Genomic DNA, 11,839 nt, shown 5'->3' with positions numbered 1-11,839 from the left:
CCAGGTGACCACGCCGGTCGAGAGGCATTGGCAGCGGGCACGGAATATTCGCGAGTGGCCTCCGCTGCCCTGGCCAGTCATCGAATGTGACCAAACGGTGCGGGCCGGAGGCCCGCGCACCCAGGTGACCACGCCGGTCGGGGGGCGTTGGCAGTGGGCACGGGATAGGCGCGAGTGGCCTCCGCTGCCCTGGCCAGTCATCGAATGTGGCCAAACGGTGCGGGCCGGAGGCCCGCGCACCCAGGTGACCACGCCGGTCGAGAGGCATTGGCAGCGGGCACGGAATATTCGCGAGTGCCCTCCGCGGCACTGGCCGGTCATCGAATGTGACCAAAAGCTGAGAACGCTGAAAACTCCTACCCCCAGCAAGCGATGTCGGTTAGGGATCGTCGTAGATACCTGCTATTCTTCTTCCTCTTGTCGTTCGGCTAATTTGCGATCGAGCATCAGCAGGCCGACACCATCGTTCCCAATCAGTTTGAGGTGTTGAATAATCTCGTCGGCGTTCTTCTCTTCTTCAACTTGCTCATCGATAAACCATTTCAGCATACTCATGGTCGCATAGTCGTTCTCTTGCACGGCTAAGGCATAGATAGCGTGGATCGAAGCCGTCACTCGTTGTTCATGGGCCAGGGCGTGCTCGAAAGCATCGAGCGGGGAGGCATATTCGTTCCGCGGTTCTTCGATAGCGCTGAGGATAACCCGTCCACCACGGTCGTTAACGTAGTCAAAGAAGCGGATGGCGTGCTCGCGCTCCTCTTCACTCTGAACGCGGAACCAGTGTGCGAAACCGGTCAGCGAGAGCGATTCAAAGTAGGCCGCCATTGCCAGGTAGGTATACGAGGCGGCATATTCGTAGGTGATCTGGCGGTTCAGGGCCTGTTGGATCTTTTCGCTAAGCATCGTGTGTCTCCTTTTCACAACTAATACCGGTAATCGTATGATACCCTATTTCTGCGGCGTGTGTCTAAAAATGCTTCTCTTGCCCGAGAAGGGGCGCACGGCTGACAATCTCTGACTTGGGATGAGCGAGTGGAACCGATTGTAGAGACATCAGCACGCGGGTTAGGGGTCCCATCCACCGCCGATTGTGCGGTTATTGATAAAACTTTTTCTTGACAAGCTGGCCCGTGCCGCGTATAGTGCGAAAGCAGAAGAGAATGCTGGTATGATTGAGAAGCCTTTCAACCACGGGAATAATCACGATGGGTGACAAAGTTGTGATTGTTGAGTCGCCGGCAAAAGCACGGACGATTCAAAAATATCTGGGCAAAGGGTACAAGGTCGCTTCTAGTATGGGGCATGTGCGTGATTTGCCCAAAAGCGGTCTTGCTATCGATATTGAGCACGATTTTACGCCTTCATACGAGATTGTGAAACCGAAGGTGGTCAGCGAGTTGAGCCAGGTTGTACGTAATGCCGAAGCAGTGTATCTGGCTACCGATCCTGATCGTGAAGGCGAGGCGATAGCCTGGCATATTACGCAGGCAGTAAAACTCCCGAAAAAGACTCCGGTGTATCGAGTCGTGTTTCAAGAAATTACCCGCAATGCGGTGCAGCAGGCATTACAACAGCCGCGCCAGATCAATCAGAATCTGGTTGAGGCGCAACAGGCACGCCGTGTTCTTGATCGGCTGGTCGGCTATCAATTAAGTCCGTTGCTATGGGATAAAGTTAAGCGTGGATTGAGCGCCGGTCGGGTGCAATCGGTAGCAGTACGGCTGATTGTCGAGCGGGAACGTGAAATCGAGCGTTTTCAACCGCAGGAATACTGGACTATCGAAGCCGATCTGCTCAAGGAAGGTGGGATTGCGCCGCGTGATCTCTTTCGGGCAGTCTTAATTGAGCGTGGTGGGAAGAAGCTGGAGAAGTTCTCCATTGAGCGTCGCGAGCAAGCCGAAGAGATTGTTTCCGAACTTCACGGCGCAACCTTTACCGTTGCTCGTGTGACACGCCGCGATAAGCGGCGTACTCCGCCTCCGCCCTTTACCACCAGTACCCTGCAACAGGAGGCGGCGCGTAAATTGGGTTTCAGTGCCAAGAAGACCATGATGCTGGCCCAGCGTCTGTACGAAGGGGTCGATATTGGTGGTGAGGACGGTATCGTTGGACTCATCACATATATGCGAACCGACAGTGTGCAGGTAGCAGCAGAAGCACAGGCGGAGGCACGAGAAGTTATCGCCCAGCGCTTTGGGAATGAATATCTGCCCGATCAACCACCGGTGTATAAGACGAAGGCGAAAGGTGCGCAAGAGGCACACGAGGCGATTCGTCCGACCAGCAGTGCTCGTTTGCCAGAGCTGTTGAGCGAAAAGCTCGAACGTGATCTATGGCGACTTTACGATCTGATCTGGAAGCGGTTTATTGCCTCGCAAATGGCACCGGCGGTGTTCGATAGCACGACCGTTGATATTGCAGCATCACCGGTGATTGCCAATGCACCGGCGTATCTCTTCCGGGCCACCGGATCGGTGCTCAAGTTTCCCGGCTTTCTCGCCGTTTATAACGTTAGTCTCGATGAAGGCGAAGAAGATGAGGACAGTGAACGCCGTCTGCCGCCGTTGACCGAAGGTGAAATGCTGCAACTGGTTGAACTGTTGCCGCTTCAGCACTTCACCGAACCGCCGCCTCGGTATACTGAAGCCAGTTTGGTGAAAGAATTGGAACGGCTGGGGATTGGTCGTCCCAGTACGTATGCGACGATCCTCTCGACCATCCAGGAGCGTGAATACGTCGAGATGGTTGACAAGAAGCTGATTCCCACTACCCTGGGACGCATTGTTACCGACCTGCTGGTTGAGCACTTCGGGAATATCGTTGACTACGATTTTACCTCGGCGCTCGAGCAACAACTTGACGATATTGCTGAAGGTTCAAAGAAGTGGGTGCCGGTCTTGCGAGAATTCTATGGCCCATTCCGATCCACACTTGAGTTGGCTCAGCACCAGATGCGCAATGTCAAACGCGAAGAGATTGTGACCGATCTCGATTGCCCGAAGTGTGGTCAGGCAAAGCTGGTGATCCGTTTTGGGCGTAACGGTGAGTTTCTGGCCTGTTCACGCTACAATCGCGATGGCGAAGGTGAATTGTGCGACTTTACCAGTAATTTTCACCGTGATGAGAATGGTCAGATTGTTATCGACAAGACCAGCGCCCCTGAAACCAGTGATGTGTTGTGTAATGTCTGCGGGCGACCAATGGTAGTGAAGAAGAGCCGCTTCGGCCCCTTCCTCGGTTGTTCGGGGTATCCTGAGTGCACCAATACACGTCGGATTGGTCGTGATGGGAAGCCGGTACCACTTCCCGAACCGACTGGCGTGATCTGCCCGAAGTGTGGTGAAGGAGAATTGTTGCGGCGGCGAGGTAAGTTTGGACGCCCATTCTATGGCTGTGCGCGCTATCCAAAGTGTGACTACATTACTAATTCGCTCGATGAGGCTCAGGCGGGAGCACCATTGACAGAATCGGCTGAACCTAAAGAGGAATCGTCTGCACCGACACCTTCACGTTCGACGAAGCGCTCGCGCAAGATTGCATGAAACGCATAGGGCAGCCTGCACGGCTGCCCCTCCGCTCCCCTCGACAGCCTACACTATATTCATCACTTCAATCCCGTTTTGCGCCATGTGGTGCAGGAAAAGGACATGGTGGAGATCGCCGTCGTGAGCGTAAATCCCTAGCTCGCGTGCTGTTGCCACCGGAGTATCAAAGGTGTCAACCGCATTGGCTGCCACAATCACCCGGCGTTTGAGGTTCAGAGCGTTCGCTTCCAAACGCAGGTGCATTGCGGCACTGTATACGCACAGATCGGTGCAATCACCAACCAGAACGAAGGTGTCAATCTGCGGATGCTCAGACAGCCAGGCGCCAAAGCGTGTACCCAGGTGTGAACTGAGCGAGTTCTTCTCAATGACAACAATCTGGTCGGCAAATGGTAATTCGGCCAGTTCACGGATGGTCTGGCTTTCGGCAGTACCGGCCAGACAATGCGGTGGGTACGCAGCAAACTCTGGCGTGTTTGGATCGTGGGTATCCTGTGTCAAAACGAACGCACGAACGCCGAGTTCGTAGGCGCGGTTGAAAAGCCGCACGACCGGTTCGATTAGGGCACCGACTCGTGGCCCGGCCAGTGGCCCCTCTTTGCAAAAGCCGTTGATCATATCAATCGAGCAGAGCGCGACTCGTTCGGGGGCCTTATCGACAATGGTTGCCAGATCAACTTGCGGTAGATTGTGGTACCACTCTTCGAGGTAAGTGAGGAACGAGGTGCTGCGCGTTGCTAGGTCTTTGATCGCGGTCATGACCTTCCTCCTATGTTTGGTGTAAAACTGACACTATTGTACCATGGTTTTATCTGCCCGTCAAGGGTGTTGAGTTGGTTTCTAGAGACTAAAAATCTTGCAACAGACAGAAGGGCTTGGCTGTGCCTGCCCATGCCCATGAGATTCGGTACGCTTCCGAACGATCCCCATCCCATAATCTGCGACCAGGTTCGGGCAGCGATGGGTATTCCATAAGTCTTTGTGGGGGGATGCCACCGTCGCGTCCTGGTAGTGCCTACCCTGGCGGCGCGGAGGCGGGGGCGGGGTGATGGCGGGATGGACCGGCGTCGGTCCATCCCATCGATCCCGTTCAATTCCATTCATCTACCCGGTTCCTATCCCAGTTTGATATAACCTCTTCACCGTTTATGCGCAAAATCGTGATGAATATCTTGCTATTCTTCCCAAATTATGCGAGGTTTCAAGTATAATGAAGCAAATGACTTGTGAACAGTAATAACTCGACGTGGAGTTATGCCGCATCGCGGTGCAGCAATCATTCTGCTGTTCCTCGGCTAGAGAAGGAAGGTTCAATGGTGCGTGAGCGTTATATTCGCCAGATCGGCGCCCTTCGTGAAGACTTGCTGCGCATGTTCAGTATGGTTGAGCAGCAGCTTCTGCGCGCAATTCGTTGTCTGGAGACGTGGGATACCATCGCTGCTGCTCAGATTATGAACGATGACCGACAGATCGATGATGCATGGCGCGCACTTGAAGAAAGTGTGATTCATGTGCTGGCAACCCAGCAGCCAGTTGTGGCTTCCGACTTGCGTCTGACCAGTGTGGTGTCGGCGATTGCCAGCGAGTTAGAGCGGATTGGCGATTATGCGAACAGCATTGCCAAACGAGTACGGCGCGCTGCTCGTCGGACAGCGTTTGTCGCCCCACCACCGCAAATGCAAGAGATGGCGCAACTGGCGTTACAGATGCTGAATACTAGTCTGGAGGCCTTTTTGCGTCAGGATGTTGATCTGGCCCGTTCACTTACCGCGTATGATGAACGGGTTGACGAACTCGAAGATACGTTGCGCGCATTGATTATTGCCGATGCACGACAGGATCCTGAACGCTTTGAAGCAGCAATCGATCTTCTTGATATGGTGCATGCGCTTGAACGGACTGCGGATCGGGCGACAAACATTGGCGAGCGGGTGATTTATCTGGCGACGAGTAGTCAGACCACGCTTAATTAATGGTAAACTGGCTTCCTGGCGGAGTTGGGTGATCGCGCTTGATCATCAGCATGTTGATCAGCAGAGCTGCTGGTGTCATCCTCTCCTGGCCTGCCTGCACATCCTCGTTCTTGCTGGTAAGTGCAATAGACCCTTTGAAATCCTGCCCTATATCGAGTATTATTGTTGATAGAAGGAAATGCGCCGGTGCTGTATGGAATGATTACCGGCGCTTCTTTGTGGCGGAAGTCATCTCAACCATCGTCTGCGCTATGGTTTTTAATGATCCCTTCCTCTGATTAGCCGGGGGAAGTTCCGTCACACGGCTACGCTTGATGGAGACCCTTGCCAAGCGCGACTGGGCGATCTGACGATCTCTTGAGATGGTCATACGTTGTGGTTGGCACCTGATACTGACGGGCTAGACGAGGGAACTGTGAAACGACCAACTTATCTACAGGCGCTTGCCGAACGGGTATTGATTTTTGATGGTGCCATGGGCACCTCTATTGATACGTTTGATCTGACGGCTGCCGACTACGGTGGCGAAGCCACCTTTGGGTGCCGTGATTATCTGGTCATTACCCGTCCTGATGTGATCGAAGCGATCCATACCTCGTTTCTCGAAGCTGGCTGTGATGTACTCGAGACGTGTACGTTTCAGAGTACGCGGCTGCGTCTGGCTGAATGGGGATTGGGCGATCGCACCATTGAGATTAACCGGGCTGCCGCTGCGCTGGCTCGTCGGATCGCTGATCGGTTTGAGGCTCGTGATGGCCGACCACGCTATGTTGCCGGTTCGATGGGGCCAACTGGGAAGTTGCCTTCTTCAGATGATCCGGCATTGAGTGATATTACGTTTGCCGAACTCTCGGACATCTACTACGAGCAGGCGGTCGGCTTGATCGAGGGGGGTGTTGATCTCCTCCTGGTTGAGACGAGTGTTGACATTCTTGAAGTGAAAGCTGCGTTAGACGGTATCCGTCGGGCGAAGATTGATCTTCATCGCCCTGACATCGCGGTGCAGGCGCAGGTGTTTCTCGATCTTTCCGGGCGGATGTTGCTCGGTACCGATGTGCCAGCCCTGATTGCGACCCTTGAAGCAATGCCGGTTGATGTGATCGGTCTGAATTGCAGTACCGGCCCCGAACATATGCGGGCGGCAATTCAGTACCTGACTGCACATTCCCGCAAACCGATTTCATGCATTCCCAACGCCGGTCTGCCTCTCGAAGTTGATGGCCGTACTGTTTACCCCATGGAGCCAGAGCCGTTTGCAACCATCTTAGGGGAATTTGTGCATGATTACGGTGTCGCAGTAGTTGGTGGCTGTTGCGGTACCCGTCCGGCTCATATCGCACGGTTGCGCCAGATATTAGGTGACTCACCCAAGCCCAAAGAGCGACAGATCGAGTACATTCCCAGTGTTAGCTCTGGGATCCGTGCCGCTGCACTACGACAGGATGCGACCCTAACCATGATTGGTGAGCGACTGAATACCCTTGGTTCGCGTAAGGTGAAGCGGTTACTCCTGCGTGATGATTATGACGGTGCATTGGAAGTGGCCCGCGAACAGGTTGAAAGTGGCGCGCACATGCTCGATGTCTGTGTAGCAATGACCGAGCGTAACGATGAAAAAGAGCAGATGGTGCGCCTGATCAAGAAGCTGACCTTGAATATTGAGTTGCCGCTCGTGATTGATACGACAGAAGCTGACGTTCTTGAGGCGGCTTTATCGATCTATCCGGGTCGTGCGCTGATTAACTCTGTGTCGCTCGAAGGTGGCCGTGGCGCCAAGATCGACAAGGTCTTGCCACTTGCCGCACGGTATGGCGCGGCAGTGATCGCAATGACGATTGATGAAGAGGGCATGGCGCACACCGCCGAGCGAAAAGTGGCGATTGCCGAACGGATTGCCCAGATCGCTCGTGACGAGTACGGCATTCCGGCTGAAGCACTGGTATTCGATGTGTTGACTTTCCCGATTACCACCGGTCAGGAAGAGTTGCGTTACTCGGCTGTGGAGACGCTCAAGGCGATACGTCTGGTCAAAGAACGAATTCCCGGTTGTTTCACCACACTCGGAGTCAGCAATTTGAGCTTTGGCGTGGCTCCGCATGCCCGTGCTGCGCTCAACTCGGTGTTTCTCTACCATGCCGTAGCCGCCGGTCTCGATACGGCTATCATTAATCCGGCCCATGTGACGCCATACGCCGAAATCGATCCCGCACAACGCGAGGTCTGCGAAGACCTAATCTTTGCTCGCCGTGAGGATGCACTGGCTCGCTTCATTGCCTATTTTGAACAGCACGCTGCCACGCAGGATAGCGAACGCGAAGACCCTACTGCGACGATGACGGTTGATCAGCGTCTGCACTGGAAGATTCTGCATCGAAAGAAAGAAGGAATTGAAGACGATATTGACCAGGCGGTTGATCAGCGTCTTCAGGCCAGAGGGTTACGCCTGAGTGATCCGGCTGCCGCGCTACGCAATGAGCACGGTGCTTCACCACAAGGGCAGGCAGCAGTTGATGTGCTCAACAACGTATTACTCCCGGCCATGAAGGAAGTCGGTGATCTCTTCGGGACCGGTCAGCTCATTCTGCCTTTTGTCTTGCAAAGCGCCGAGGCAATGAAGAAAGCGGTTGCGCGGCTCGAACGCTACCTCGACCGTCTTGAAGGGGCGAGCAAGGGCAAAGTTGTGCTTGCTACGGTCTACGGCGATGTCCACGACATCGGGAAGAATCTGGTAAATACCATTCTCTCGAACAACGGCTACACCGTATATGATCTTGGCAAGCAGGTGCCGATCAATACCATAATCGAGAAGGCGCTCGAAGTAAACGCTGACGCAATCGGTCTCTCGGCACTTCTGGTCAGTACCAGTAAACAGATGCCGCTATGTGTACAAGAATTGTACCGGCGTGGAATTCACATTCCGGTGCTGGTAGGTGGAGCGGCAATCAATCGTCAGTATGGTCAACGTATCACGTTCGTTGATGACGAAGAGCCGTACCCTGCCGGTGTCTTCTACTGCAAGGACGCTTTTGAAGGTCTTGAGACAATGGATCGCTTGAGTAATCCGGCCACGCGGGATCAGTTTATCGAGCAGACCATTCGTGAAGCGGCCAACGTACTGCACCGACGCCTGACCGGGCGGGTTGCGTTAGCCGAGTTGGGTGAGGCGTCACGAGGTAGGGCCGAAGGGGTGCGGTCAGCAGTACGTACCGATGTGCCGGTGCCGGTACCGCCTTTTTGGGGTTGGCGAGCGACCAGCCGTATTCGCCTGAGTGATGTAGTAGCGTGTCTCGACCGCAACAGTCTCTACCGCTTACAATGGGGAGCAAAGAATGCGAAAGGCGCCGAATGGGAACGACTGCGGGCAGAGTTTGATCAGAAAGTGCGCGAACTGATTGCCGAAGCCGAGCGCGATGGCTGGCTTCAACCGCGGGTGATTTACGGTTATTTCCCGGTGCAGAGCGATGGTCTCGAACTGATCGTGTACGATCCGGCTGACCGCCGTCGTGAACTGACTCGTTTCGTCTTCCCACGCCAACCGGCGCGTGAACGTCTCTGCATTAGCGACTACTTCCGAAGTGTTGACAGCGGAGAGTACGACCTTGCCGCCTTTCAGATTGTCACGATGGGGAGCGCTGTTGACGAGCTGGTTGATACGTTACAACAGCGAGGCGACTATAGCCGTAGCTACTATATCCACGGTCTCGGTGTGAGCCTGGCCGAGGCGTTAGCCGAGTACACAAACCGTATTATTCGGCAAGGGCTGGGGCTGGATGAACGTCGCGGAAAGCGGTACTCGTGGGGGTACCCGGCGTGTCCTGATCTCGCTGAACATGCCAAACTCTGGCAGATTTTGCCCGGCGAAGAGATTGGCGTGACGCTCACCGAAGCGTTCCAGTTGGTGCCTGAGCAGAGTACCGCAGCAATCGTGGTGCATCATCCAGAGGCAAAATATTTCAGCATTGGCAGTGCTCTTGAACGTGCCGAACTGGATCGGCAGGCTGAAGACTTCAATGTGGAAGAGTAGCATCATTCTTGAATGCCGAATCGGACGGGCATTGCTGAAGACACCGGTATTCTGAGACCATAAGTCTGATTACCGTACCGGTTTCGTAATGGCGGGCTAAGATGATCCGCCACGCCGATGGAGGGACGCGGCACTAGCGCGTCCCTCTGTGCATTCGTGCGAACAGAACAGAACGGAGGGAGCGGCAGAAGCTGGAACGATTTCACCTCCTGCAACCATCTCTTCCGCTTCCCTGGTGTGAGAGAAAGGGGCCTAGGGGGAAGGTGGGGGCAGCCGTACTGCGACGACGTGCGAAGAAAATGAATCTTTTGTCATCTGTTTACCCAGGTACTATCTATATATATAGCCAAAAAGTCATGTAGACCGCCAAAGATACCATCAGGTATCTTCGAGATGAATGAAATTTCATCTTAGCCCGATTAAGGAGCGGTCAAGATGACAAAAATGTTATACGCGGTGCGCTGGCTAATTGTGATCGGTATCGTTCTTCTCTGGACAGCAACACCCGTTCAAGCTGCTGGAGTAGTTGGCAACGGTACTCCAGCGAGTTGTACCGAAGCTGCTCTACGCGCCGCCATTGCTGGTGGTGGTCGTGTCACCTTTAACTGTGGCTCTCAACCGGTGACTATCACGCTCTCCGATCAACTGGAAGTGCGTCGGGATACTGAAATTGACGGCGGTGGCCCGCAGCAGGGTGGGCGAGTGACACTCAGCGGTGGTGGGCGAACCCGAATTATCTGGCTCTACGATGCGAAGCTTACCGTCCGCAATCTCACACTCGTTGATGGGCGGAGTGTCGAAGGGGGAGCAATCCGTTCCGCCGGTCTCAATGCCCAAGTCTTTGTATACAACAGCATCTTTCGCAACAACGATAGCACTGCCGGTACCGATGAGGAGGGCGGTGGGGCGATCTCGATGCACTTCGGTCGGTTGCATATTGAAGATAGCTTGTTTGAGAATAATCGAGGGATTAACGGTGGCGCCATTTACAATCTCCGCTGCCCGATCACCGTTTTGCGTTCTACCTTTCGCAATAATGATAGTTCGCACGGTGGTGTTGTTGCGAACTTTGGGTTCGGTGGCGCTATTTACAACGATGGCGCTGGTCCTCAAGGTGTTGGCGGTCAAATTATTATCCGCGATACTATTTTCATAGGTAATAAAGCACGCAATTTCGGGGGTGCAGTTTATTCGTATCTCTATTATCCTGATAGCTCCGAAATTGAGCGTAGCTTTTTCGCCGATAACATGGTCTATCTTAACAGCAACAACCGGGCTAGTGGTGGCGCCTTAATGCATCATAACGGGCCACTGACTCTGCGCGACTCGACCTTCGTAAACAATCGTTCCGAAGATGCCGGTGGCGCTATCCTGATTGCACAGACAACGTTGCAACCTGGCTGGAATCGCGCCACGTTGAGCAATCTGACCGTTGTTGGGAATCGAGCGGACGCTCTAAATACTGACAAGGGTAACGGTGGTGGCCTTTATTTCAATGGAGGACAAGTTACGGTCGTCAATGTGACCGTTGCATACAACTACGCCGACCGTTTAGGGGGTGGTGTATACAACACCTCGAGCAACAGCGCCGATGTCGAGTTGCGTAATGTCATTATTGCTGGCAACCAGCTTGGCAGTTCACACGACTCGGTACAATGTTTCGGAACATTGCGCGGCAGTCGAAATTTGCAAACCCCTGTCGGACGGACCTGCGTCAATGGCATCCAGCAAGCCGATCCTCGGCTCGATGCAACCGTTGCTATGCATGGTGGGCCGTTACCAACCCTGGCGTTGCTGGCCGGTAGTCCGGCGATCAATGCTGGTGCTGACTGTCCTCCGACCGACCAGCGTGGGGCAGCACGGGTTGGTGCGTGTGATCTTGGATCGTTTGAATTTGGTTCTGCTGCGCCATCGGCGAATCTGGAACCGCCAAAGCTCCTTGCACTAAACAGTACCGGTGGGCCGCTTGTTCAGCTCTCGTTCACGGCGGTGAGTGGTGCTGTTCGCTATGAGGTTGAAGCGCGGCGTATCGATGGCTTGACGTGGCTGTTCCCGCTCCTCAACGATAGCGTGCTGCTCGACCAGGGCCGTTACGTATTGCGTCTGCGTGCCTGCAATGAGGTTGTGTGTAGCAGCTTTAGTAATTCGTTGACGGTGGAAATCACACAGCCTCCGATCAAGGCATTCGTGCCGCTGGTTGGGCGGTGAACGTGGTGTTGCATACGTGACCAGCAACAATTAGCTCAGATAGTGTCGATTCGGTGAGGACGAGCAGTTCTCAAACACCTCATTCTAGA

Annotated in this window: 6 protein-coding genes; 4 read left to right on the top strand and 2 right to left on the bottom strand. The window is 54.3% G+C overall.

Annotated features, from left to right (window positions below; genetic code table 11):
* Positions 1 to 402: 402 nt before the first annotated feature.
* The gene (locus QTO31_RS18455) at positions 403 to 903 is read right to left on the bottom strand and encodes a ferritin (protein ID WP_301430598.1); all 501 of its coding nucleotides are present in this window, start codon (positions 901 to 903) and stop codon (positions 403 to 405) included.
* Between the two features lie 302 nt (positions 904 to 1,205).
* Between QTO31_RS18455 and topA the strand changes: the two genes are divergently transcribed.
* Entirely contained in the window at positions 1,206 to 3,542 is a 2,337-nt protein-coding gene (gene topA / locus QTO31_RS18450; protein ID WP_301430597.1) for a type I DNA topoisomerase, read from the top strand.
* A 48-nt stretch (positions 3,543 to 3,590) separates the two neighbouring features.
* Here topA and QTO31_RS18445 read toward each other — a convergent pair whose 3' ends face one another.
* Complete coding sequence (locus QTO31_RS18445; protein ID WP_301430595.1) at positions 3,591 to 4,304, bottom strand: cysteine hydrolase family protein; 714 nt, start codon at positions 4,302 to 4,304, stop codon at positions 3,591 to 3,593.
* A 554-nt stretch (positions 4,305 to 4,858) separates the two neighbouring features.
* Between QTO31_RS18445 and phoU the strand changes: the two genes are divergently transcribed.
* The 3 genes from phoU to QTO31_RS18430 all read left to right on the top strand — a co-directional run bounded on the left by phoU (position 4,859) and on the right by QTO31_RS18430 (position 11,750).
* The gene (gene phoU / locus QTO31_RS18440) at positions 4,859 to 5,518 is read left to right on the top strand and encodes a phosphate signaling complex protein PhoU (RefSeq protein WP_031459794.1); all 660 of its coding nucleotides are present in this window, start codon (positions 4,859 to 4,861) and stop codon (positions 5,516 to 5,518) included.
* A 415-nt stretch (positions 5,519 to 5,933) separates the two neighbouring features.
* Positions 5,934 to 9,542: a methionine synthase gene (metH, locus tag QTO31_RS18435; RefSeq protein WP_301430593.1), complete on the top strand. Its 3,609-nt coding sequence runs from the start codon at positions 5,934 to 5,936 to the stop codon at positions 9,540 to 9,542.
* A gap of 435 nt (positions 9,543 to 9,977) precedes the next feature.
* The gene (locus tag QTO31_RS18430; RefSeq protein WP_301430592.1) at positions 9,978 to 11,750 is read left to right on the top strand and encodes a choice-of-anchor Q domain-containing protein; all 1,773 of its coding nucleotides are present in this window, start codon (positions 9,978 to 9,980) and stop codon (positions 11,748 to 11,750) included.
* Positions 11,751 to 11,839 lie beyond the last annotated feature (89 nt).

Source organism: Chloroflexus sp. MS-CIW-1 (assembly GCF_030444705.1).
Classification (GTDB): Bacteria; Chloroflexota; Chloroflexia; order Chloroflexales; family Chloroflexaceae; genus Chloroflexus.
This window is presented reverse-complemented; position numbering and strand designations above follow the sequence as displayed.